General features: G+C 43.8%; 25 protein-coding genes and 2 other annotated features. Of the genes, 17 read left to right on the forward strand and 8 right to left on the reverse strand.

All coding sequences use genetic code 11. From position 1 onward, the window contains the following. Positions 1-56: 56 nt before the first annotated feature. Positions 57-296 (forward strand) — a binding site (T-box leader). A 51-nt stretch (positions 297-347) separates the two neighbouring features. Further along, positions 348-590 (forward strand) — a binding site (T-box leader). A 61-nt stretch (positions 591-651) separates the two neighbouring features. Genes trpE through trpA form a run of 7 tightly spaced genes read left to right on the forward strand, consistent with a single transcriptional unit; the run spans position 652 to position 7014 of the window. Beyond that, the gene (gene trpE / locus EV146_RS11560; protein ID WP_132006078.1) at positions 652-2046 is read left to right on the forward strand and encodes an anthranilate synthase component I; all 1395 of its coding nucleotides are present in this window, start codon (positions 652-654) and stop codon (positions 2044-2046) included. Then, positions 2030-2632 carry an anthranilate synthase component II gene (locus EV146_RS11565; protein ID WP_132006081.1) on the forward strand — a complete coding sequence of 201 codons (603 nt, stop codon included), beginning with the start codon at positions 2030-2032 and terminating at the stop codon, positions 2630-2632. The genes trpE and EV146_RS11565 overlap by 17 nt, the downstream gene beginning before the upstream one ends. Then, positions 2616-3641: an anthranilate phosphoribosyltransferase gene (trpD, locus tag EV146_RS11570; protein WP_132006084.1), complete on the forward strand. Its 1026-nt coding sequence runs from the start codon at positions 2616-2618 to the stop codon at positions 3639-3641. Before EV146_RS11565 ends, trpD begins: the two co-directional genes overlap by 17 nt. Further along, a complete protein-coding gene (gene trpC, locus EV146_RS11575; RefSeq protein ID WP_132006087.1) occupies positions 3642-4427 on the forward strand; it encodes an indole-3-glycerol phosphate synthase TrpC in 786 nt (261 codons plus the stop codon). Beyond that, positions 4424-5044, forward strand: coding sequence for a phosphoribosylanthranilate isomerase (locus tag EV146_RS11580; protein WP_132006090.1), 621 nt, complete (start codon positions 4424-4426; stop codon positions 5042-5044). The genes trpC and EV146_RS11580 overlap by 4 nt, the downstream gene beginning before the upstream one ends. Further along, positions 5041-6249: a tryptophan synthase subunit beta gene (gene trpB, locus EV146_RS11585; protein WP_132006093.1), complete on the forward strand. Its 1209-nt coding sequence runs from the start codon at positions 5041-5043 to the stop codon at positions 6247-6249. Before EV146_RS11580 ends, trpB begins: the two co-directional genes overlap by 4 nt. Then, positions 6250-7014, forward strand: a complete 765-nt coding sequence (gene trpA, locus EV146_RS11590; protein ID WP_121612198.1) for a tryptophan synthase subunit alpha — start codon at positions 6250-6252, stop codon at positions 7012-7014. A gap of 39 nt (positions 7015-7053) precedes the next feature. Here trpA and EV146_RS11595 read toward each other — a convergent pair whose 3' ends face one another. Then, positions 7054-7650 (reverse strand): class I SAM-dependent methyltransferase, encoded by a 597-nt coding sequence (locus tag EV146_RS11595; protein WP_132006096.1) that lies wholly within the window; start codon positions 7648-7650, stop codon positions 7054-7056. 398 nt (positions 7651-8048) lie between these two features. On the opposite strand from EV146_RS11595, the gene mnmH reads away from it, so the two are divergent. The 4 genes from mnmH to odhB all read left to right on the forward strand — a co-directional run bounded on the left by mnmH (position 8049) and on the right by odhB (position 13930). Then, positions 8049-9131 carry a tRNA 2-selenouridine(34) synthase MnmH gene (gene mnmH / locus EV146_RS11600; RefSeq protein WP_132006099.1) on the forward strand — a complete coding sequence of 361 codons (1083 nt, stop codon included), beginning with the start codon at positions 8049-8051 and terminating at the stop codon, positions 9129-9131. Positions 9132-9284: 153 nt separating this feature from the next. Then, the gene (locus EV146_RS11605) at positions 9285-9521 is read left to right on the forward strand and encodes a hypothetical protein (protein ID WP_132006102.1); all 237 of its coding nucleotides are present in this window, start codon (positions 9285-9287) and stop codon (positions 9519-9521) included. A 312-nt stretch (positions 9522-9833) separates the two neighbouring features. Beyond that, complete coding sequence (locus tag EV146_RS11610; protein ID WP_132006105.1) at positions 9834-12656, forward strand: 2-oxoglutarate dehydrogenase E1 component; 2823 nt, start codon at positions 9834-9836, stop codon at positions 12654-12656. 14 nt (positions 12657-12670) lie between these two features. Then, positions 12671-13930 carry a 2-oxoglutarate dehydrogenase complex dihydrolipoyllysine-residue succinyltransferase gene (gene odhB / locus EV146_RS11615; protein ID WP_132006108.1) on the forward strand — a complete coding sequence of 420 codons (1260 nt, stop codon included), beginning with the start codon at positions 12671-12673 and terminating at the stop codon, positions 13928-13930. Positions 13931-14042: 112 nt separating this feature from the next. Here odhB and sda read toward each other — a convergent pair whose 3' ends face one another. Beyond that, the gene (gene sda, locus EV146_RS11620) at positions 14043-14177 is read right to left on the reverse strand and encodes a sporulation histidine kinase inhibitor Sda (RefSeq protein ID WP_121612203.1); all 135 of its coding nucleotides are present in this window, start codon (positions 14175-14177) and stop codon (positions 14043-14045) included. A gap of 249 nt (positions 14178-14426) precedes the next feature. Here sda and EV146_RS11625 point away from each other — a divergent pair, with 249 nt between their 5' ends. The 5 genes from EV146_RS11625 to EV146_RS11645 all read left to right on the forward strand — a co-directional run bounded on the left by EV146_RS11625 (position 14427) and on the right by EV146_RS11645 (position 16683). Beyond that, on the forward strand, positions 14427-14675 hold the full coding sequence (locus EV146_RS11625) for a hypothetical protein (protein ID WP_132006111.1): 249 nt from the start codon (positions 14427-14429) through the stop codon (positions 14673-14675). Between the two features lie 469 nt (positions 14676-15144). Then, positions 15145-15516 carry a hypothetical protein gene (locus tag EV146_RS27865; protein ID WP_241993898.1) on the forward strand — a complete coding sequence of 124 codons (372 nt, stop codon included), beginning with the start codon at positions 15145-15147 and terminating at the stop codon, positions 15514-15516. 71 nt (positions 15517-15587) lie between these two features. Then, the gene (locus EV146_RS11635) at positions 15588-15791 is read left to right on the forward strand and encodes a DUF6501 family protein (protein ID WP_121612205.1); all 204 of its coding nucleotides are present in this window, start codon (positions 15588-15590) and stop codon (positions 15789-15791) included. Between the two features lie 137 nt (positions 15792-15928). Beyond that, on the forward strand, positions 15929-16339 hold the full coding sequence (gene crcB, locus EV146_RS11640; protein WP_219916300.1) for a fluoride efflux transporter CrcB: 411 nt from the start codon (positions 15929-15931) through the stop codon (positions 16337-16339). Continuing rightward, positions 16336-16683: a fluoride efflux transporter FluC gene (locus tag EV146_RS11645; RefSeq protein ID WP_158287076.1), complete on the forward strand. Its 348-nt coding sequence runs from the start codon at positions 16336-16338 to the stop codon at positions 16681-16683. Before crcB ends, EV146_RS11645 begins: the two co-directional genes overlap by 4 nt. 41 nt (positions 16684-16724) lie before the next feature. Here the strand turns inward: EV146_RS11645 and abc-f are convergent, their stop codons facing one another. From abc-f to EV146_RS27550, 3 genes are all read right to left on the reverse strand, one after another. Beyond that, a complete protein-coding gene (gene abc-f / locus EV146_RS11650) occupies positions 16725-18425 on the reverse strand; it encodes a ribosomal protection-like ABC-F family protein (protein ID WP_132006117.1) in 1701 nt (566 codons plus the stop codon). Positions 18426-18783: 358 nt separating this feature from the next. Further along, on the reverse strand, positions 18784-19557 hold the full coding sequence (yidC, locus tag EV146_RS11655) for a membrane protein insertase YidC (protein ID WP_132006120.1): 774 nt from the start codon (positions 19555-19557) through the stop codon (positions 18784-18786). Between the two features lie 24 nt (positions 19558-19581). Continuing rightward, a complete protein-coding gene (locus tag EV146_RS27550) occupies positions 19582-19743 on the reverse strand; it encodes a hypothetical protein (RefSeq protein WP_181215862.1) in 162 nt (53 codons plus the stop codon). 338 nt (positions 19744-20081) lie between these two features. Here EV146_RS27550 and EV146_RS11660 point away from each other — a divergent pair, with 338 nt between their 5' ends. After that, a complete protein-coding gene (locus EV146_RS11660; protein WP_132006123.1) occupies positions 20082-20399 on the forward strand; it encodes a hypothetical protein in 318 nt (105 codons plus the stop codon). Between the two features lie 25 nt (positions 20400-20424). Here the strand turns inward: EV146_RS11660 and EV146_RS11665 are convergent, their stop codons facing one another. The 3 genes from EV146_RS11665 to pflB form a co-directional block, all read right to left on the reverse strand. Beyond that, a complete protein-coding gene (locus EV146_RS11665) occupies positions 20425-21009 on the reverse strand; it encodes a biotin transporter BioY (protein WP_132006126.1) in 585 nt (194 codons plus the stop codon). A 133-nt stretch (positions 21010-21142) separates the two neighbouring features. After that, complete coding sequence (gene pflA, locus EV146_RS11670) at positions 21143-21883, reverse strand: pyruvate formate-lyase-activating protein (RefSeq protein ID WP_132006129.1); 741 nt, start codon at positions 21881-21883, stop codon at positions 21143-21145. Between the two features lie 218 nt (positions 21884-22101). Continuing rightward, a complete protein-coding gene (pflB, locus tag EV146_RS11675) occupies positions 22102-24327 on the reverse strand; it encodes a formate C-acetyltransferase (protein WP_132006133.1) in 2226 nt (741 codons plus the stop codon). Positions 24328-24550: the final 223 nt, after the last annotated feature.

Below are 24550 nucleotides of genomic sequence, written 5' to 3' on the forward strand. Positions count from 1 at the left end.
TACAAATTATCTATTGACATTTATGAAGAATATTTTTATTATTATAAACAATAAATACGTTGGCATTGACGAAGAAGAGTAGCTGAATCGGAAATTTCAGAGAGCTGGTGGAAGGTGCGAACCAGTATGTATGAATCAGTGAATGGGCTTCCGAGCTCCAGACCGAACCTGTATGCAGTAGGCTCTGGCGAACAGCCTCATCGTTACAAGAGGCAGCATTAAAGCGTATGCTTTGATGTGCTAAGTGAGCTGTAATTGGCTAAAAAAGGTGGCACCACGGGTATCTCGTCCTTTTATATAAGGAGAGAACCCTTTTTTATTACACAAATGCGTTTATGCGTTAATACGATAAATTGTTGCGCAAGAAGAGTACAGAGCTGAGTTCGTTGCAGAGAGCCGGGATTGGGTGTGAACCGGTACGAACAGGCTTTTGGAATGGGCTTGCAAGAGGTTCCCTGAACTTGGAGTAGGGGAGCACGGGTTTCCGCCGTTAAAAGGATAGAGTTTAAGCCAGGCTTGAATTCGAAAAGAGGGAACAACATGTTGTTCCAATTGAGGTGGCACCGCGGTCCGAACCAATCGTCCTCTATATGCACTTAAAGTGCGTATAGGGGACTTTTTTATTTTCCTGAGAAAGGGGATTGGAAAAAAATGATCAGCCAGCAAACCAAAGGCTTTATTGAAGAAATTGAAGGGGATACTCTGACTCCTATTTCCATTTATCAGAAAATAACAGGTAAACAGAAATTTCTGCTGGAGAGCTCGTTAAAACATGAAAATTCCGGGAGATTCTCCTTCATTGGTGCAGACCCCGTGTATGAATTGAAAGGCCACCGCGGTGAAGTGCTGGTAAAGGGGCCTGATGGTGAAGAGACAAAACAGGGCAAATTCATGGATATCCTGAAAAATTACCTGCCAGAGTCTGGTCCCATGCTGGATATTCCTTTTATAGGCGGGGCAGTTGGCTATATCGGTTATGATATCATCCGCGACTACGAGGAAATCGGGCCGGAAAATAACGACCCGTTAAATATGCCGGAAGCCCATTTAATGATATTCGATGAAGTGATTGTCTTCGATCATTTAAAGCAAAAGGTCTTTATTGTCGGGATTCAGCTGCCGGAAATCAATAGGGATGAATTAAAGGAAAAGCTCAATAAACGGAAGGGTGAACTCAGAAAGCAAGCAGACTATCAAAAGGACGACGCCTTTGAATTATCTGAGTTCGAGTCAAACCTGTCCAAACAAGAATTTGAAGATTTAGTGATAAAAGCAAAGGAATACATTGTGGCAGGAGACATTTTTCAGGTGGTGCTGTCCCGCCGCCTGGAAGCAAATGCAAAAGGGAATCCATTCTCCTTTTACAGGAAATTACGAGTAAAGAACCCTTCACCATATATGTACTATTTGGATTATGGCGACTATTCAATTGCCGGTGCCTCCCCGGAGAGCCTGGTAAAGGCGAGAGGGGCGGAAATCCTGACCAACCCCATTGCAGGAACACGGCCAAGAGGAAAGACGCCGGAAGAAGATATGGAGCTTGAGAAGGAATTGCTCAATGATGAAAAGGAGCTTGCAGAGCATCGGATGCTGGTGGATTTAGGCAGAAATGACCTTGGACGTATATGTAAAATCGGTACAGTAACGCTTGAAAAGTTCATGAAAATTGAAAGGTACCAGCATGTCATGCATATTGTTTCCGAGGTGAGCGGACAACTGGAGGACGGGCGTACAGGGCCGGAAGGATTAGCCTCCTGTCTGCCAGCCGGTACAGTCTCGGGGGCGCCGAAAATCAGGGCTATGCAGATCATCAATGACCTGGAGAAGCATAAACGAGGTGTTTACTCTGGAGCTATTGGCTATATTTCAGCCTGCGGCAATATGGATTTTGCCCTTGCCATCCGCACGATGGTGATAAAAGACAGCAAAGCGTATATCCAGGCCGGGGCAGGAATTGTCTACGATTCAGATCCCTCTAAAGAGTATGAAGAAACGGCTCATAAATTAAGAGCTTTAATGGAGGCTGCCAATGATACTTTTAATTGATAATTATGATTCCTTTACCTTTAACTTGTACCAGTATCTTGGCGAGCTTGGCCAGGTTCCCTGTGTAGTCCGGAATGATGCCCTCAGCATCAGCGATATAGAGAAAATGAATCCCGAGGCAATCATCATTTCGCCCGGACCCGGAAGGCCGGAGAACGCCGGGATTTGTGTGGAACTCATTAAAAAAGTGGGAGCTTCCATTCCCATCCTTGGCATATGCCTTGGCCATCAGGCGATAGGATACGCATTCGGTGGCAGCATCATCAATGCAGAGAAAATTATGCATGGAAAAATATCGGAGCTTTCCCACACAGGCACCTCTTTGTTTTATGCTTTGCCGAAGGAAATAAGGGTTATGCGCTACCATTCTCTCGTTATTAGCAAGGATAACGTTCCTGAGGTGTTTGAAGTACTTGCAAGATCTGCAGATGATGGTGAAGTAATGGCCGTTAGACATAAAGAATTTCCGATCTATGGGCTTCAGTTTCACCCCGAGTCTATCGGGACGGCAGAAGGAAAAATGATGCTGAACAATTTTTTGATCGAAGCGGGGAAGGAGCAGGAGAAAAATGAAGTTTTATCTTGAAAAATTAATTGAAAAACAGTCGTTTACCCAGGTGGAAATGGAACAGGCAATCGGAAAAATTTTTACTGAAGAAGTATCAGAAAGTGAGATAGCAGCATTTTTAATCGGTTTAAAAGCAAAGGGAGAGACGGTGGAAGAAGTTGCCGGAATCGTTCAGGCGCTAAGAAAGCATGCCCTTCCGTTCCGCAAACCGATTCCTAACGTGATTGATAATTGCGGAACTGGCGGAGACGGTTCAAAAAGCTTTAATGTAAGTACTACGTCGGCATTTGTCATGGCAGGCGCCGGGATTACTGTGGCTAAACACGGAAATCGAAGTGTTTCCAGCAAGACAGGAAGCGCAGATGTTCTGGAAGAGCTCGGCATTTCGCTTGACCTCCCAGCAGAGGCAACGGAAGAAATCCTTGTTGAGAACGGAATTGCATTCTTATTTGCACCGAATGTACATCCAAAAATCAAACACATCATGAAAGTGAGAAGGGATTTGCGGATACCAACTGTGTTTAACCTGATTGGGCCTTTGACCAACCCGGTCAATCTTGACTATCAGATGCTGGGCATTTACCGTCGTGATTTGCTGGATATGTTTGCGGAGGTGCTGAACACGCTAGGCCGAAAACGGGCTGTTGTAATCAGCGGTGCTGGCAATATGGACGAAGCTTCACTTGCTGGGTACAATGAGCTGGCAATCCTGAACGATGGAGTGATTTCGAAACAGACACTCCATCCGGAAGAATTCGGTCTTCCAACTTATGATAACAGTGAGATTGTTGGAGGCGATCCAAAAGAAAATGCAAGAATCCTGATGGATGTTCTAGAAGGAAAGAAAGGCGCTCATCGTGACACAGTCCTGTTAAATGCAGGGATCGGAATCTATACGTCCGGTTGGGCTCCAACCATACAGCAGGGAATCTTCCAGGCGGTTGAAAGCATTGATTCAGGTGCAGCGCTGGCAAAGCTGAAGAACCTGGTCGAAAAAAGCAACCAGTACAAGAAAGCGGTGATCTAGATGGAAACGATCCTGGATAAAATAATTGCAAAAAAAAGAGAAGATATCCGAAATATGACGGAATTGACCATAAACGACTTGGACCTGTCCAGAGAAAAACGGTCCTTTATTGAAAAACTTAGACACACATCAGAAATGGCCATCATTTCTGAGTTTAAAAGAGCTTCGCCATCAAAGGGCATCATCAATGCAAACCTGAATCCTGCTGAGCAGGGTGCCCTGTATGAGAGTTACGGCGCATCAGCCATATCTGTCTTAACAGATGTTTACTTTAAAGGGACCTTCGAAGATTTAAAAACGGTTCGTGAAGCGGTTAATCTCCCTATTCTCTGCAAGGATTTCATGGTAGAACGGAAGCAGATTTCACACGCGAAGGCGGCAGGCGCGGATCTAATCTTGCTGATTGCGGCTGTTCATGGTAAAGATGCATTAAAAGAGCTTCATGAATATGCCGCGGAGCTTGGGCTAGAGGTTCTGGTTGAGATCCATGATGATGAAGAGCTGGAAAAAGCTGTTTCTATTGGGGCAGAGTTAATAGGAATTAATAACCGTAATCTCAAAACCTTTGAAGTAAATCTAGGAACAACGGAAAAGCTGGGACCGCTTGTCCGGCAGTCAGGTGCCTTTTTGATCAGTGAAAGCGGAATGAAGACCAGGGAGGATGTAGTCAGGGCTGCAAAAGCAGGTGCCAACGGAATATTGGTTGGGGAAACCTTTATGTCTGCGGACAATCTTAAGCAAACCTTCCGGGACTTTAAGGTACCGTTGACGGTGCCGCAGCGATGAAGGTAAAGATTTGTGGCATTACGACAGTGGAAGCGGCACTCCACGCTGTGAAGCAAGGGGCTGATGCGCTTGGGTTCGTATTTGCTCCTAGTAAAAGGGAAGTCAGTCCTGGACAGGCAAACGAAATCATTTCAGCTCTGCCGGAAGCGATTTGGAAGGTAGGAGTATTTGTAGATGAAACACCGGAAAGGGTCCGCCAAATTACTGAAAAAGCGGGACTTACCCATATTCAGCTTCATGGGAATGAAGAGTCAAAGCCTTACCGCACCAGCAGTAAGCCCTTAATTAAATCAATTAGTGTGCGTTCCAGCGATGACTTAGACAAGATATCTGAATCTGAAGCAGATTTGATCCTGCTTGACAGTCCGCCGGGCCAATATAAAGGTGGGAATGGGATAAGCTTTGATTGGAATCTGGCAGCGGCACTTGAGGTGAAAGACAGAGTCATACTAGCAGGAGGGCTTAATCCGGAAAATGTAGCGGATGCGGTCAAGCTTGTAAAACCCTATATGGTGGATGTAAGCAGCGGTGTCGAGACAGACGGGGTCAAGGATCTTGCTAAAATCACTGCGTTCATAGAGAGAGCAAAAGGAAGTAGAGAGGATGGAATTCAATGAAAACAGAAACAGCAGTATATTCATTTCCGGATCAAAAAGGACATTTCGGCCAATATGGCGGGAGGTATGTGCCCGAGACGCTCATGCAGGCTGTGATTGATTTAGAGAGTGAATATGAAAAGGCCCAGTCTGATCCTGAATTTACAGACAAACTTACTCACTTATTAAAGGAATATGTAGGAAGGGAAACCCCTCTTACCTTTGCTGAAAATCTTACTGCCCACTCCGGCGGGGCAAAAATTTATTTGAAAAGGGAAGACCTGAATCACACTGGCGCCCATAAAATCAATAATACCATTGGCCAGGCGCTGCTCGCTGTCAGAATGGGAAAGCAAAAGGTAGTAGCTGAGACAGGTGCTGGACAGCATGGCGTTGCGACTGCGACCGTATGTTCGCTTCTGAATCTAGAATGTGTCATTTTTATGGGGGAAGAGGATATTCGGAGGCAGCAGCTGAATGTCTTCCGGATGGAGCTTCTCGGCGCAAAAGTCGTAAGTGTAAGTTCAGGCAGCGGAACGCTGAAAGACGCGGTAAATGAAGCACTGCGCTACTGGGTTTCCAATGTCCATGATACCCATTATATTTTAGGTTCGGTCATGGGCCCTCATCCATTTCCGAAAATGGTCCGCGATTTCCAGAGTGTTATTGGCAAAGAAACGAAAAAACAATATATAGAAAAAGAAGGAAGGCTCCCTGATGCGCTGGTCGCCTGTATTGGGGGAGGGAGCAATGCAATCGGGATGTTCCATCCGTTCATCGAGGATGAAGAAGTAAAAATGTTTGGGGTTGAGGCTGCCGGTCTTGGAATCGATACAGACCGACATGCTGCTTCGCTTTCGAAAGGCAAGCCGGGAATCCTCCATGGCAGCATGATGTATCTTCTTCAGGATGAGGATGGCCAAATTCAGGAGGCCCACTCCATTTCAGCGGGTCTGGATTATCCAGGCATTGGACCGGAGCACAGCTATCTTCACGATATTAAGAGAATCAAATATGAATCAATAACTGATAGCGAAGCGCTCGAAGGAGTCCGTCTCCTTTCCAGGCATGAAGGGATTATTCCGGCTCTTGAAAGTGCGCATGCTGTGGCCTATGCTGTTAAACTAGCAGCAAGCATGAGTCCGGATCAGGGAATTGTCATCTGCCTCTCCGGCCGCGGCGACAAAGATGTACAAACCATCAGAGAACATTTGGGGGAGAAGTAAATGTCAAGAATACAGAGGGTTTTCCACAACAGTGACCACAAAACATTTGTTCCATATATTATGGCCGGTGACGGCGGCCTTTCAAGCCTGAAGGAAAAATTGATCTTTCTTCAGCAGAGCGGAGTCGATGCTGTTGAAATTGGCATCCCGTTTTCTGATCCCGTTGCTGACGGACCGACAATCCAGCAAGCCGGCATCCGGGCATTGAAGGAGGGGACTACTCTGAAGGGAGTGCTGGAAACAATCCAATCCTTCCGTGAAGAGATTTCCATTCCTCTTATTGTCATGACCTACGCTAATCCAATTCTGGCTTTTGGAGTGGACAGATTTGCCGAACAGGCAGCACAGGCCGGAATTGACGGCTGCATCATTCCGGACCTGCCAGTTGAAGAAGAAGATTTGTTTGTCCCTAAGCTTGAAAAGGCCGGGATTGAACTGATCAGGCTTGTCACCATCACAAGTCCAGAAGAACGAATTAAAAAAATAACCGCAAAAGGAAACGGATATGTATATGCGGTTACGGTAGCTGGAATTACTGGTACTCGGTCAGGCTTCAATTCGGATTTGGGCAGCTTCCTTCAGAAAGTTAAAACAGCCAGCAGGCTTCCTGTTTTGACTGGATTCGGCATCTCCACTCCTGATCATGTCAAGGAAATGAGTCAGTACTGCGACGGTGTGATTGTCGGCAGCAAGATCATTGAATTGTTTAATGAAGGGGATCTCGAAGGAATCAAAAAGCTAGTTGACGCTGCTAAGGCGGTATAATAAAAAGGGAGCGCCAGATTTGAGCTGGCTGCTCCTTTTTTATTTATGAGCGCTAACGGATACAGTAAGAACGGGCCGCACCTTCTTAAAGGCGACAGAAATATTGTGAAACCCTGCCTCCGTTAAATCTCTTGTCATGCTTTCACCTAGGTCTCTGGCTGTCTGAGCCCCTGCTCCATCCTCTCTTGGCTGGACAGTCAGAGTAATTTGCCCTCCAGCGGCCATCATGTGATAAATTCTTTTAAGGGACTGGTTTGGTTTCTCCCAAAGAGGATAATTGTTGACCGATAGTACTTTATTATAGAGGTGATTGGGCTGATAAGAAGAAATGTCTCCCGAATACAACTTCACCTTGCCTTCACGAATATAGCATTGGTTCCTCTTTTCAGCTGTCTGTTTCATGCTTTCCGAAAGATCGATCCCATCGAGGGTAACTTTCCGGGTGCTTTCCATTATTTCCTTGACCGCGAAACCTGGTCCATAGCCGATCTCAAGTATTCTGTCTCCTTTTTTTATATGAAGCCGCTTTATACTCCAGCGGTTGATTTTCCTGTTTTCAAGAAACATGATCAATCCGGTGATTTTTCCAAGAAGGCCATCAGGTTTTTCAAATTGGCGAGCTAATAGATTAAACATTTTTATGCACTCCATCTCTTTTTATCTCCTTATACGCCAAAGTTAAGTTCCCTTAAACCTTTCTGGCTGTTTTTTTATCTTAAAATGCAGAAAACAATCGATTAGGCTTATTATTTTGGGGAATAGCTATTTAATTATTTCTCGGGAAAGCGCAAAAATAGACAAATTTAAACAGAAAATTGAGAATAAGAGAAGAGGAGCAGGGAAGCTGTCGAAAAATGCGCTGAATTTGCGGAATCCTCCTTTTTGAAGCGGGGAATTTTGTAGGAAGAAGGGCGTTGATTGGGCTATAGTGTATCAGGCAGGCTTGTCTTTTAAAGCTATTAGGTGTAAAATAGGGGAGTTTTAGATCAAATATTTGAACCCGTGTATGTCTTCCCTGGAAGGAATGATAATAGATGAAAGACATTACAGTTGAAGAGCTTGTCAATTCCAAGAGTTATGTGCCTATCGATGTCCGTGCGCCAATTGAGCACCAGGAAGCATCGATACCAGGCTCCGTCAATATTCCGTTATTTACAAACGAAGAACGTGCAGAAGTTGGGACGATCTATAAAAATTCTGGTGATCAGGCTGCCAAGTGGCGGGCAATGGAAATTGTTTCTCCTAAGCTCCCCTCCCTTCTGAAAGAAATTAGACTTCTTGAAGACTCTGGTGTACAGCCAGTCATTCATTGCTGGCGAGGAGGTTCCAGGAGCAAGGCGGTTGCTTCTTTCCTGGAATTTTCTGGAATTCCCTCTATCCGGTTGAGCGGAGGGTACAGGGCCTACAGGGAATATATACTCGAACAGATTCCATTGCTGCTTCCTGAAAAGGCCGTTGTATTGCACGGTCTTACAGGCACCGGGAAAACGGACATCCTGAAGATTATACAAAAGGAAGGATATCCAGTACTGGACCTTGAACAAATGGCCAACCACAGAGGCTCTCTTTTTGGGACAATTGGAATAGGGGATGGGCATAATCAGAAAACATTTGATGCTTTGCTTTTTGAACGGCTGAATGAAATAAAAGGATCGCCATACTTTATTATTGAAGCGGAAAGCAAGAGAATCGGTAGAGCTGTGCAGCCAGAGCTTATGATGGAACGCAAAGTCGATGGAATTCATTTTCTGGTACAGAGTTCGGTGGAAAGCAGAATAGAGAGAATCCATGGAGAGTATGTTGAGCCATTTAAAGATCAGGAATGGTTCAGAGACGAAGTTTTGGAAAAGATCAGGAAGATAGAAAAACGAGTGAAAAATCCCGCTCTGGTTGCTCAATTGGAGGAGGAGGCGGCCCTAGGGAGAGATTACAGGGCGGTTATCTCCATTCTGTTTGAGCATTACTATGATCCTAGATACAGCCACACCTTAAAGGATTATAGAGGCCAATTTATCCAGGTAAATGGAGACCGTTCAGAAGTGGCGGCGGCTGCCATTACAAAAGAGCTGGATAAACGGTTCTCCCGCAATGAAGCCTTCTCTGTGAAACAGAAATAAAAAAAGAAGCGAAGCAAATCCGCTTCTTTTTTTGTTTGACGAATTATAAAGATTATTGTAATCGTTATGTACCAAAAATTTCAATAAAATGTCACAATAAGTCTGAATATTTAGTATATAATAAAAGAAATATATTTATGGGGGGATTGGAAAATGCGCGAATCTAAGAACTGCCATCACCGCTTTTCAGTCCATGAAGAAAATATAGGATTTCAATCTGATGATGGAGTCGATGTCTTTTTATCCGGCTCAAGGTTCCAAAAATCCATCAGCTGCGGGCATATGGAATTTCCAGGGGACTCAAACGATTATATCCTCGCATCTCTGATAGAAAAGAAGAATGAATCTCGGACACCTAAAAGCCTTTATCTGAACTTGGTTAATCTGTAAGGAAACTCAAAAAATATATCCTTTCCCAGTTGTCCCGAGTAGTGAAGCCGGGTCTTTTTTTTATACATAAAATTCATTTTGTATATAAAAACTTTTTATACCATAATATTTTCTTACGATAAGATTACTATTTTTTAAGATTTATAAAAGTTTCTACTATAAAGGTGGTCAAAACCTTTGTGCTAAAGTGATAGCAGTGGTAAAATGACTTATGAAAACGTTTATCCCCCGAATTTTAACATTATTCTTATTATTACTTGATTCTGGGGATGCCGCTTCCAATTATAAAAAGAAATGGTAGGGGAATTTTCTATGAAAAAACCTGGCGCCAGCCAAGCTTCTGTCTTGTCTGGTTTTCACGGGCCTAACCTGGGATACGTCATCGAGCTGTACGAAAAATACCTTGAAGATCCTAATTCAATTGATTCTGAAATGAAGGATTACTTTGACCAAGGAAATATTCCAGGTTATGAAGAGAAAACAATCACACCAGAAGCACCTAACACATTCAACCAACCTAATGATACTAAAAAAATAATCTCCGCAATTAGAATGGCGGACTATATCAGGGACTTTGGGCATTTGTCTGCTGATATTAACCCTCTGTTGGCAGAGCCTCAAAAGAATCCGCTTATCGAACCAGAGGAGTGGGGACTTACAAGAGAAGATCTGGAGAAGATCCCTGCAAACCTTATTTGCCCTTCTGCACCTCAATCGGTTCAAAACGGGGCAGAAGCGATGGACCACTTAAAGAAAGTCTATACCAGTACGATTGCCTTTGAATTTGACCAGGTCCATGATTTGGAAGAAGTGAACTGGCTAAAGGAAAAAGTTGAAAATGGAAGTGTTTTTCCTTCCTTGAATACGAAAAAAAGACTTTCCTTATACAAGCGGTTATCTGAAGTGGAAGAGTTTGAAAAGTTTCTTCATCGCACGTTTGTTGGACAAAAACGGTTCTCGATCGAAGGGCTGGACACAATGGTACCCCTGCTTGATGAGGTCATAACCGAAGCAGTTAAAGATGGGGTAACAACCGTTAATATTGGAATGGCACACAGGGGCCGCCTGAATGTTCTCGCTCATGTTCTTGGCAAGCCTTACGAAATGATTTTTGCCGAGTTCCAGCATGCACCAAATAAAGAGCTGGTACCTTCCGAAGGCTCAGTAGGGATTAACTATGGGTGGACCGGTGACGTCAAATATCACCTTGGGCTTGACAGACAGATTAAATCCGAAAGTACAGCCAAGGTGCGTCTCACTCTCGCCAATAACCCGAGTCATCTTGAATTTGCAGGGGCCATCGTGGAAGGGTTTACAAGGGCAGCCCAGGATGACAGGGAGCAGCCGGGAAGTCCAAGGCAAAATCCTTCCTCTGCACTAGCGATCCTGATTCATGGAGATGCCGCTTTCCCTGGACAGGGAATTGTTGCGGAAACTCTGAATCTTAGCAGACTGAAAGGCTATAACACTGGTGGAACAGTCCATGTCATTGCCAATAATACGATTGGTTTTACCACGGAGTCCATCGATTCCCGATCCACCAGATATGCCAGCGATCTTGCCAAGGGCTATGAAATTCCGATTATCCACGTGAATGCAGACGATCCAGAAGCCTGTGTCATGGCAGCAATACTTGCAACGGATTACCGCTCTAAGTTTGGCAAGGATTTCCTTATTGATCTGATCGGCTACCGTCGGTTCGGACATAATGAGATGGATGAGCCGATGACCACCAATCCGCTGATGTACAAGCTCGTTCACCAGCATCCAACAGCTAAAACTGTTTACTCCAAGAAACTGACAGAAGAAGGTGTTCTTGAGGAAGCAGTTTCCAGGGAAATTGAGACAGAGGTTCTTGATAAGCTTACAAAAGCCTTTGAAAAGGTTCCTAGAGAAAATGCGCATGATTTAAGTGAAGTGGAAGTACCGCATACAATTGAAAAAGGATTGCCACGAATCCAAACTGCCGTTCCGCTGGAAAAACTCTCACAAATTAACGAGGACCTCCTTGAGTGGCCTGCTGATTTTAAAGTATTCGGAAAGCTTGAACGAATTTTAAAAAGAAGGCTTGATGCATTTGGAGAGGGAGGAAAGATTGACTGGGCGCTTGCCGAAACAATGGCTTTTGCTTCCATTGTCTCAGATGGGACTCCAGTCAGACTGTCCGGACAAGATTCAGAACGCGGAACATTTGCACACCGGAACATTGTTCTCCATGACCGGGAAACAGGTGAACAGTTCTCGCCATTGCACGCTCTGCCAAGTGCCAAAGCCTCCTTTACGGTCCATAACAGCCCGCTTTCAGAAGCCGCTGTCTTAGGATTTGAATATGGCTATAATGTATTTGCGCCTGAAACATTGGTACTATGGGAGGCCCAGTACGGCGACTTTGCCAACGCTGCCCAGGTTATCTTTGACCAGTTCATTGCAGCGGGAAGGGCTAAATGGGGCCAGAAATCTGGGTTAATCATGCTATTGCCGCACGGTTTTGAAGGTCAGGGTCCAGAGCATTCCAGTGCCCGATTTGAAAGGTTCCTAACATTAGCTGCTGAAAATAACTGGACAGTAGCGAACCTGACTTCTGCCGCACAGTATTTTCATATTCTTAGAAGGCAGGCTGCAATCTTACAAGAAGAACCTGTAAGGCCGCTTGTCCTGATGACTCCGAAAAGCCTGCTCAGGAACCCATTGGTTGCTTCAGCCCCTGAGGAATTCAGTGAAGGGGAATTCAAGCCGATTGTCAGCCAGCCTGGATTAGGGTCGGAACCTGATAAAGTGGAGAGAGTTGTATTATGTACAGGTAAAATTGCTGTCGACCTTGCAGAGAAGGTTAACCCTGAAACGCATTCCTGGCTGCAAATACTGCGAATGGAGGAGATCTACCCATTCCCTATGAAGCTTCTTAAAGAAAAGATTAGGCAATACCCGAATCTAAAAGAAGTGATCTGGGTTCAGGAAGAACCTAAAAATATGGGAGCATGGACGTTTGTTGAACCTCGTATCGATTATGCTCTTGAAGATGAGTTAAAAGTTTCCTATATCGGACGCCGCAGACGCTCAAGCCCTGCCGAAGGCGAACCGGATATCCATAAAATTGAACAAGCTCGTATCATTAATGAAGCATTAACCAAGTAAAGGAGAGGACAAAGGTGGCAGAAATCAAGGTTCCTGAATTAGCAGAAACAATCAGTGAAGGGACAATTGCCCAGTGGCTAAAAAAGCCAGGCGATTTTGTCAGCAAAGGGGAATATATAGTTGAACTGGAGACGGATAAAGTAAATGTGGAAATTATCTCCGAGCATGAAGGGGTGATCGCCGAGTTTAAAGCAGCTGAAGGTGATACTGTTCAGGTTGGGGAAACGATTGCCATTGTCAGTGAGAAAGGGACTGCCGGGATTGAGACGGGAAGAGAAGCTGAATCCGTTGACGAGCCGGCAGGAAAAACTTCAGAAGCACCGGCTGCAGCACCTGTTCAAAAGGCAGAAACAGAGCCTAAAAAGAGTTCGGAAAGAATTATCGCTACTCCTGCTGCCCGTAAGCTGGCGCGCGAAAAAGGTATCGATTTAAGCGAAGTATCTCCAGCAGACCCCCTTGGACGTGTCCGCAGACAGGATGTTTCAAGCTATCAGCCTGAAAATCCGGCTAAACAAGCAGCACCTGCACCAGCAGCCAAGCCGGCTCAACAGCCAGCTGCAGCTGAAAGCGGAAAACCTGTAGAACGTGTAAGGATGTCACGCCGCCGTCAAACGATTGCCAGCCGTCTGGTGGAAGTACAGCAGACTGCCGCCATGCTGACTACCTTCAATGAAGTCGATATGACAGCCGTCATGGAATTAAGAAAGAAGTGGAAAGATCGCTTTTATGAAGAGAACGATGTCCGACTGGGCTTTATGTCCTTTTTCACGAAAGCTGTTGTTGCAGCATTGAAGAAAATACCTAACTTGAATGCAGAAATCCAGGGAAATGAACTTCTCGTCAAGAAATTTTATGATATTGGGGTAGCTGTTTCTACAGATGAAGGTCTTGTCGTACCAGTCATCAGGGATGCAGATAGAAAGAACTTTGCGGAGATTGAAGGCAATCTTGTGGAGCTTGCTGAAAAGGCCCGGACGAACAAGCTTTCCTTAAATGATCTTCAAGGCGGTACCTTTACGATTACCAATGGTGGAGTGTTTGGTTCTTTGCTTTCCACACCAATCTTGAATGGCCCTCAAGTTGGGATTCTGGGCATGCACACGATCCAGCTGCGACCTGTAGCCATTGACAAGGACCGGATGGAAAACAGGCCGATGATGTATATTGCTCTTTCTTATGACCACAGGATTGTGGATGGCAAAGAGGCCGTAACCTTCTTAAAGAAAGTGAAGGAATTAATCGAGGATCCTGAATCTTTGCTGTTTGGAAGCTGAGCCACCGCTCAACATAAGGAATTAGAAAACTCCGGATGCAAATCCGGAGTTTTTTGTAAAAGGACAGAATAAAAAACCGCCGGGAGTGATTCCGGCGGTTTTCCCTATCATCTTATCGTGTTTTAAATGGTCTTAACCCTCGTCTGGAAATTTCATCTTTTAAAACTTTTGCCCATTCCTTATCTTGTTCCGACTTTAATGCATCGCGATATGAGACCACCAATTGTTCATTGCTCATAATTTTCATTTTGCATTCCTCCTCGGTAGAATGGATTGAATTTTCTAATTTTTATTTAGTTTTAATTTATTGTAAAGGTTTATTAAGCTTTTGAAAACCCCTATTTCCAAATTTATTTAAAAAGAATAGTGGGAATTCCTTCCTTTGTTTTTATTTTGTTCACAAATGTTATGAACATATTGTTACATCTATATCAATCATAACTACCGAGCCTTATAATTAAAGAAATCCCAAAAAAGAAACAATGGAGGTTGGCGCATGAAGTGGGTTTACGTTTTTATACTGTCTCTGTTTAGCCTCCTTTTGCTGGGGGAAGGAATCGAACTGTGGACAGTTATGAATCAGGCCGAAGGAACCCAATTTGGCATAAGCCTTTTTGGAATAGATATAAAGAATGACGTTTTCAAAGAAAATATGCCGGTATACGCGCTTGGCTTTTCAGTGGCATCTATAATTCCGATTATGGTGGCCGGTACTATTGTAATAAAAGATATTCATCGGAAATAACCGATTTATAACATAAACGCCCTGGACAAAGGAACAATGTCCAGGGTTTTTTATTTTAGTTAGGCACCACTGTGAAAAGATAAGCAAATCTAATCCGATGGACAAAAAGGGGGAATGAAATAGATATGCTTCCAAAATTCCACGGTGGAAAGGGTGAGCTCAGTTAGGAAAAATGTGTCGTGAGAACATTTGAGATTAGAGGTGATAGGGAGTCCGGCGAAAATGCAATCCCAATTTACGGTAGGCAAGCAGTTAAAGCGGAGGCAAGAAAGAAATGCGTGCCCGATTTATGGATGATCAAGATGAAAGGAAAGACAATGCCCATTTCATGATGATCAGTAGTAAAAGGATTGTGTGACTTAGTCTTGGCAGAGGCAAAGTCAGCCTCCAATGGCATTGTTAGAGGAGCGATAGTAACGGCTGTCGAAACACAATAATAATTGTCGTTAAAATGTAATCGCTTTCTAACTTGGAAACTAGTATAATTTTAATAGAGCCAAGAGATGCAAGGACAATAAATTTTACATTTATTTTCACTTCTTTTTTACCTGGGTTTGAACCAAGCGTTATTGGTGGTATAAAAAAGACAGCACATCACCTGGGTAAAACTTCTGGGAAAGAGGGATTGAAAATGAACATTTTTACGGATAAAGGGATATATGAAGTGGTTTATAAAGGCAGGCATTTTTCTTTTTTAAGTTTTATCAGGAAAGATTGCATATGTGATGTTTGCTATATAACATTAAAAAATATACTTACAGGTGAGATGTTTACTTTTGATAAATCGGGCATTTTGGGGATTCGTGAAATGAGCGGAGCCTTGGAAGCCAGCGCAGGATAATAAGAATGAAGTTGCAAAGACACATGCCCTTTCTTTATACTATAAAGGAAGAAAGATAAAGGAGTGGCATTATGATTCATTTAAATTGGCATGGCCGTGCAACAGTTAAAAGGGTAAAATGCGTTCATACAGACGCGAACAAGTATATTGTGAACCGTGTACTTACAGCAGGCAAAGAGTATGAAGTGAAAAATGAAACAGAAGAATTCTATTTTCTCATTGATAACACCGGGAAAGTAGGAGGCTATTATAAAGAGTACTTCGAAAACGCTTAAAAAAAGGCTGCCAATCTTCCTGATGGCAGCTTTTTTTTGCTGTTATGTGGGGCCGCGTAATGTCTCCTGGATCATTGAAAAGTGATATAGTAACGTTATATTAACGACTGGAATAGAGAACAGAAAAGGGTGAGGAATTGAAAAGCAAGGAGATAATAGGAGTTGGTTTGGGAGGGGCTGCAGGAAGTCTGCTTCGTTACAGTCTGGGTGTATGGTCATTACAGATGTTTGGAAACCAATTTCCTTATGGAACCTTAGTGGCTAATCTCATTGGTTCATTTTTTTTAGGATGGCTCACCTCTAGAGTGATTGAACAGAAGTGTCTGAACCCTGCCATCGCCTCATCGATTGGTACCGGATTGATTGGGTCTTTTACAACCTTCTCGACATTTAGTATTGAGTCCATTTCTTTATGGAGCTCAGGGAGTCTGATTCCTGCCATTGTCTACATATCTGCCAGTGCAGGTGGGGGATTGCTGCTGGCATTTACAGGGTATGCGCTGGGAGCCCGGAAACAGGAGAAGGAAACAGGGGGAGTTCAATTATGATAAGTGGACTTTTCATTGCTCTGGGAGGCTTTTTAGGTGCCATATGCAGGTATGTGCTCCAGAGGATGATTAAAATCGCTGCCTTTCCGGCGGCTACCCTTCTAATCAATCTGACAGGGGCATTCCTGCTTGGCTTGCTTGTCGGGAAAGGTCTTGAAGGCCGTATATATTTAGTAACGGGAATCGGATTTCTGGGTGCTTTTACAACCTTCTCCACCCTAAACGTCGATTTGTTAAAGCTATTCCGGAAAAAACAGCTTAAGTCCGTACTGTGGTATGCGGGATTGACCTATTTCGGCGGAATTGGATTGGGCCTGCTCGGACTTTGGGCAGGAAACCTATAGCAAAAACAGGCCTCGCCGATAGCGAAGCCTGTTTTCTGTGTTTATTTATCAGACAGTCTGGCTTTTTCCTTGAACAGTTCATTAAGTCTATTGTCTATTTCCTTATATTCGGCACTGTCTTTACTTACCAGACCTAGCCGTCCGATAAGCGCTGTTATTTCATTTTGGAGCAAAAGCTTCTGTTCTTCTGCACTTCCCGAATTTTTAGTTGTATGCTTCTTTTCGGTAAACTCGGTGTACCCCATTTCCAGCCTGCGGATTGTCCTGTTTTCAATCGCGAGAAGTTTATTCGTAATTCGATTTAAAAAATATAGGTCATGGGATACAGCCAGGATGGTTCCTGTAAATTGAGACAACATCATTTCAAGGCTTTCACGGCTGGTTAAATCCAAATGGTTCGTAGGCTCATCGAGGACAAGAACATCAATTTGATCCAGCAGCATGCAAACCAATTTAACTCGTGTCCGTTCACCAAGACTTAAGGTATTAACAGGAACTGTAATTTTGCTGTCCGGCAATCCTATATTGGCAAAAAGGGTTCGCGCCCTGCTAAGCTCTTGCTTGGCGCTCAAGCATGTTAATTGGAGAGCAGTTAAAGATACATCCTGTTCATGAAGATCCTGACTTAGGTACCCAACTTTGACAGAATCACTTATCCAGACACTTCCTCTTGTAGCCTGTTCTTTTCCTAACAGGATTCGGAGGAGTGTTGTTTTTCCAGCCCCATTATCGCCTATTATACCTATTTTTTCCCCATGGGAAATATAAAAGCGGGCGTCGGAAAATAAAAGCTGATCGCCAAATTGCTTCTCAAGTTTACTGACTTCAATTATTCTTTGCCCGTGCCTTCCGGCTTGTTTAGATTGAAAATGTATTCTTGAGTCTTCCTTCGGTTTCTCGATTTGGTGTTTTTCGAGTTCGCGTGAGAGTCTTTTCAGTTTCGACTTTGCCTGACTATCCATTTTCTTTGCCTTGACTCGGTAATATTCTTTAAAGCCTTCCTTTTTTGTAGACTGCTGATGTGCCTGTTCCGACCAGTTCTTAAGATTCGCCATCTGTGCTTCAATCCGCTCTTTTTTCTTCTGTTGGCTGTCAAATTGATGGCGAAGGATGGCATTTTGCCTCTCTTTTTCCTGGCGGTACTCTGTATAAGTGCCGCTGTAGAGTTTGGTATTGCCATCCTGGATCTCAATAATTTGGTTAACGCTTTTGTCCAGGAAATAACGGTCATGAGAGATGATGACCACGGATCCCCGAAAGTTTTTCAGTTCAGTTATCAGCCATTCCATTCCCTTGGCATCAAGGTGGTTTGTTGGCTCATCCAGAAGGAGTAAATCAGGCTTCGACGCCCATAATTCGGCCAGGGAGAGCTTTAACTTTTCTCCACCGCTTAAGTGTTTAAACTTTTCTTCACTCCATTCAGCAAGCTTGCTTAAACCCAGTTTGCTTGAATGGCGGAAAATACTTGGTTCAAGAGGGGAAGCGCTGCTTACGGGATTCTTGGTATCACTTTCGGTGGATTGTTTCAAATAACCTATGTTGATATCTTTTTTTCCAAATTCAATCTGACCATTGTCAGGCAGGACTGTTCCAAAAAGAATATTGGCGAGGGTGGTTTTTCCGGCACCATTCTCGCCCACAAGGCCAACCCTTGCTCCAAACGGAATATTCATATTTGCTTTTTGGAGTACTTTAATATCACCGAAGCTTTTTTCAATTTCACTTAATTTTATTAATAACATTTAATCACCCCAGGTAGGATTTTTATCTTATAAAAATGATGGGTGATCTTGTATATCCATTAAAAAAACCTCCCGGGCTGGCTGCCTGGAAGGTTGTCGTTTTTTTTACACTCAAAAAGATTGAATAACTAATAACAGAGCCTAAAAAAGCCGCTGTTAAAAAGGCGATGCATCTTTTATGAAGGTAAAAAGGGCAGACGAATCCTATCTTCAGGCAACTCGGTTTTTCACTATTGGAAAAATCGCGCAGAAAATAAGATTAGTACTTCATTGGCCCTTTACCATCCTTTTCATGTTTGTATTTAGTGTATGACTGGAAGGGTTTGTTTGTCAACTAAAAAAAACCTGAGGAATATCCTCAGGCCTTCTCGGTTTGTGCTTTTAGACTATCGCTGCTTGATCTGTAAATCTTTTTTGATAGTAAGGTTTGAAGAACTAAAAATGCTCCTCCGACTGTCCAATAGAGAGGCAAGGCTGCTGGTGCATTCAATGAAAAAATGACAATCATGGCCGGAGATAGAAGTCCCATGAATTTCATTTGCTGCTGCTGTTGGACCGGCAGGCTTGCCTGTGACACTTTAAATTGCAGATAATAGACAATGCCAGCTGCTGCTGTAATCCAGAGATCAGGCTGCCCCAGATTAAACCACAAAAAGGTATGGGAGGCAATCTCCTTGGAATTTGATATGGCATAATAAAGTCCCGTCAGAATTGGCATTTGTATCAGTATGGGCAGGCAGCCGATATTCAGCGGGTTGACCCCATGCTTTTGATAAAGGCTCATCATTTCCTGCTGCAGGTTTTGCTGTTCCTTCGGGTCCTTAGTCTCTTTCAGCCTCTTTTGGATTGCCTCCATTTCCGGCTTGAAGATTTCCATTTTTTCTTTCATCTGCTGTTGTTTTTTATACTGTTTCAGCATCATGGGCATTAGAGCCAATCTTAGCAGGACTGTGATCAGGATAATTGCCAGACCAAAGCTGCCACCTGTAAGATCGGCAAATATATGAATAAGCTTTTGAAAAGGCTGGACAAATGTGCTTTGAAAAAAACCTGGGTCGCTGCCAGACGATTGGCATCCAGTTAGTAACAAGGAAATCGTCAATACGAATAAACTTGAAAAAACCTTTTTCATTTTCTCCTCCTGAGTGTTTGATTTTTAATTGGGAGAAAAAGAGAAGGCTTCTTCATCTGAATCAAGTTTCATTTTAATTGTCTTTAGTATCACCAGGCGTTTGTCTATCCTTAAGTCGGCACGGTTTTTATAAGCCGAGTCTGACACAGAGAGACCAAATTCAATCTTTTTTACCCACGTATCCAAATGGGGTGCTTCTACACTCAGCATCCATATTACGCGTAACAGGATGCTTACTAACAAGGTTATATACAAGGTGTAAAAGGTAGTAAACTGATAACTTTCTGCGTATAATTCAAACACTATTTGGCACCTCAGTGTGTTTTTCCACTATAGAAACATGGTATTAGTATAAACCATAGTGATTCATTTTGATATCTCTTCTAGTAGAATACGGGCCAAAGACACAAAAGTTTCATAATGTTGAAGGACAACGGGTTTCAAGAAAGTAAAAACAGGTTAAGAATATAGCAAGCTTTAGAAAGAAAAAATTGACATGGCAATTGGGAAAGGGGAAACCAAGGATGAAAAAGGTATATGGTTTAATGATAAAGGCCGGAGATGCGAATGAAATGATCTGGGATCGAGGAGTCTGGGAAACGGAGGACGGTGCAAAAGACTATATAGAAGCGGAAATGAAAAATATCAGCGGACTCTGGGTGAAGGAATTGACTGTCAATGACTCTATCCCGGAAGAAGTACAGATTTTGGAAGAGGATATGGTCACATGCGAGCTTTGCGGAATCGAATATAATCCGGCTGACGTCAATACGGCCGATTATGATCAGGCTGTTTGCATCAATTGTGAACCCGAGTACAAACAAAATGTAAATGCAGAATAAAAAACAGCCACATAAATCATGGCTGTTAGATGGTTTTGGTTAGCGCTGTATCTCCTTTAACAGAGTAGAGAAGATTGGCGTCTTGAAGCCTTTGTCTGACGGAGATACCAATCCAGGAGGCAAGGGCTGCTTTTATTATTCCAACCACAAGGAACGGGAAAAAGCCTCCTGTAAAAGCAGCGCTCCATGATAGACCGGCCGCAATTTTTAACCATGCAGTGCCAAACGATAGTGTAATCAGCATACCGACTGTATTTGCAATCAGAGCATACTTAAAGGAATAGGCAGTTCTTTCAAGCATCCAGCCGATAAAAAAGGCAGTGGGGATAAATCCGGCTAAGTAGCCTCCCGTTGGACCAAACAACACGGAAATTCCGGCCTGCATTTCCGCATACACAGGTATTCCGGCAGCACCGATGAGAATATAGAGGATAACAGAAAAAGTGCCATATTTTGCTCCAAGAATGGTTGCGGCCAGACCTATTGCCAAGGTCTGCCCCGTTATAGGCACAAGAGGCAGCGGGATGCTCAATTGGGCCAGAATCCCTGTCATTGCAGCAAAAAGTGCCGTGATAATCATCATTCTAAGCTTAATGCGATTGCTGGTCATATTTCACCTCTTTATTTAAGTTAACTAAACTGAAGCGTAGGTTGACATATAAGTAATGTAATCTTTTCTGACTTATCTGTCAACAGGAATCATAAAAAAACCGGTCTTAACTCAGACCGGTTTTTAAGTATTTTTAAATTGTCACTACTTCGGCAGTCAGCAGCCTGTAGGCTTTCTGGACAGACTCCTCACTCGGTGGTTCTACACCCTGTAGAGGGTATTCCATTCCAAGTGCTTCCCACTTATAAACACCGAGTTTATGGTAGGGAAGAACCTCGACTTTGGAGACGTTATTTAAGGTGCCGATAAACTTGCCTAGCCTATCAAGATCCTCATGTGAATCAGTTGTTCCAGGAACAAGCACATGGCGGACCCAGATAGGGACCTGATGGTCGGATAAGAAGCGGGCAAATTCTAATATATGGTCATTCGTTAATCCTGTTAATTTTTTATGCTTTTCACGGTCAATATGCTTAAGGTCCAGCAGGATTAAGTCCGTGTATTTTAGCAGTTCCGCAAGCTGCTGCTGAAAGTGGGAGCTTGCGGAATAGCAGCCCCCTGATGAATCTATGGTTGTATGAATGCCCAATTTTTTGCATTCCTTAAATAGTTCAGTGAGGAAGGGGATTTGCAAAAGCGGTTCGCCTCCACTGACAGTTATGCCACCGCCTGACGCTTCAATGAAGGGTAGGTAGGTTTGAAGATCCTCAATGATCTCGGAAACAGACATCTGCTTTCCTGTCCCTATTTCCCAGGTATCAGCATTGTGGCAAAACTGGCATCGAAGCAGGCATCCTTGTGTAAAGACAATATACCTGATGCCTGGGCCGTCCACTGTGCCCAATGTTTCAATAGAATGAATGTTTCCGAACATGACGATAAACCCCTTTCGAATATACGCTTTCACTTTCATTACTTTTTCGTACTGGTTATTAGTTTCATCCAGCTGCAGCGCCCCAGCGACTAGTGTACTTCACCAGCCCTCCCTGCGATAAGTCAACATCGAATTCCATCCGCTCTTCGTGTTTCCTTTATCTCAGTCGGCTGGCTCCAGTCCATACGTCGCTGACCGGGGCGCTTCCGCTTTAGTTTTTACATGGTTTCATGGAAGGTACGGTTGATTACATCAAGCTGCTGTTCGCGTGTCAGCTTGATGAAGTTTACAGCATAACCCGAAACACGGATCGTTAACTGCGGATACTCTTCCGGATGTTCCATGGCATTCATCAGAGTCTCCCGGTTAAATACGTTGACGTTCAAGTGATGTCCAGTTTTTGCCGCATAGCCGTCAAGGATGGCTACAAGGATTTTCGTTCTGCCGTCTTCTTCTTTTCCAAGTGCTTTTGGCACGATGGAAAACGTATTAGAAATCCCGTCCAAGGCATATTCATATGGGAGCTTCGCTACAGAAGACAGGGAAGCAAGCGTGCCTTTGGTATCACGGCCGTGCATTGGATTTGCCCCTGGCGCAAATGGTTCTCCAGCCCGCCGTCCGTCAGGGGTATTTCCTGTTTTCTTACCGTATACAACGTTGGATGTAATCGTCAGGATGGACATTGTATGCATGGAACCGCGATAGGTAGGGTGCTTGCGAAGCTTCTTCATGAAGGTTTTCACAAGCTCAACGGCGATTGTGTCCACGCGATCGTCATTATTCCCGTATTTAGGAAAGTCTCCTTCTGTTTCGAAGTCAACTGCAAGCCCATTCTCATCACGGATGACTTTTACTTTTGCATGTTTAATGGCACTCAGGGAATCTGCCACCACGCTCAGGCCGGCAATGCCTGTGGCCATTGTACGAAGAATTTCTGTATCATGAAGCGCCATTTCAATCCGCTCATAGCTGTATTTATCGTGCATGTAATGAATGATGTTCAGAGTGTTGATGTAGAGGCCGGCAAGCCACTCCATCATATGGTCGAATCTCTCCATTACTTCTTCATATTCAAGGATGTCGGATTTAATGGGGAGGAACTTAGGTCCAACCTGGATTTTCAGCTTTTCATCCACACCGCCATTGATCGCATACAGCAGGGCTTTTGCAAGGTTGGCCCTGGCTCCGAAAAACTGCATTTGCTTTCCAATCCTCATTGCGGATACACAGCAGGCGATTCCGTAATCATCTCCATATTCCGGACGCATGATATCATCATTTTCATATTGTATCGAGCTGGTTTTAATGGACATTTTTGCACAATATTTCTTAAAGTTCTCAGGGAGCTTTGTGGACCATAGGACAGTCAGGTTAGGCTCTGGAGCAGGTCCTAGATTATCAAGTGTATGAAGGAAGCGGAACGAGTTCTTTGTTACAAGAGCGCGCCCATCCTGTGCCATGCCACCGATTGATTCAGTAACCCACGTAGGGTCTCCGCTGAACAATTCGTTGTAATCAGGTGTTCTGGCGAATTTTACAAGGCGAAGCTTCATGACAAAATGATCGACCAGTTCCTGGGCCTCTGTTTCAGTCAATATCCCTTCCTGAAGATCGCGTTCCACAAATATATCAAGGAAGGTGGATACACGTCCAAGACTCATGGCGGCCCCGTTTTGTTCCTTAATCGCAGCAAGATAGGCGAAGTATACCCATTGGAAGGCTTCCCTTGCGTTTGATGCGGGCTTTGAGATATCAAAGCCGTAGCTGGCCGCAAGCTTCTTCAGTTCACTCAAGGCACGGTATTGTTCGGAGATTTCTTCTCTTAGCCTGATGGTATCTTCTGTCATGATTTTACTGGTTGATTCATGGTCTTTTTTCTTCTCTGCCATCAGGAAGTCAACGCCATAAAGAGCTACCCTGCGGTAATCTCCAATAATTCGTCCGCGTCCATAGGCGTCTGGCAGGCCGGTGATGATCCCTGCTTTACGTGCAAGAAGCATTTCTTGTGTATAGGCATCGAAAACACCCTGGTTATGCGTTTTGCGGAAATCGGAAAAAATTCTTTCTACTTCTTCATTTAGCAAATAACAGTAGGATTCAAGGGCGGCTTTCGCCATCCTGATTCCCCCGAATGGCTGCATGGACCTTTTAAAAGGCTCGTCAGTCTGAACCCCTACAATCGTTTCCTTGTCTTTATCCAGATAACCTGGTCCATGGGAGGTAATGGTAGAAACGATTTCTGTATCCATATCGAGGACGCCGCCGTTTTCCCGTTCTTTCCTTGTCAGTTCCATAACCTGCTTCCAGAGATCGTCTGTAGCCCGGGTTGCACTCGAAAGGAAGCTTTCCTCCCCATCATATTGAGTGAAGTTTTTTAGAATGAAATCTCTTATATCAATTTCATTTTGCCATTTGCCGCTTGCAAAGCCTCTCCACTGTTCCATTAGGTTTCACCTCAAGATTTTCTTTTTAATTTTATATAACAGTTGCTACACTTATATCTTACTACGACTAAAACAGTTTATGTGTGACATATTTGTGAAATGTTGAACATGGTGTTATGGCAAGGTTTTGTTTCTTCTTTTAAAAAACTCTTCTGAATCTGTACTACAAATAATAAATAAAAGACTTTGCTGTTCTATTGTATCTGCATATTCATTTTCTCTT

This window comes from Mesobacillus foraminis, from assembly GCF_004340465.1.
In the GTDB taxonomy this organism is placed as follows: Bacteria; Bacillota; Bacilli; order Bacillales; family Cytobacillaceae; genus Mesobacillus_B; species Mesobacillus_B foraminis.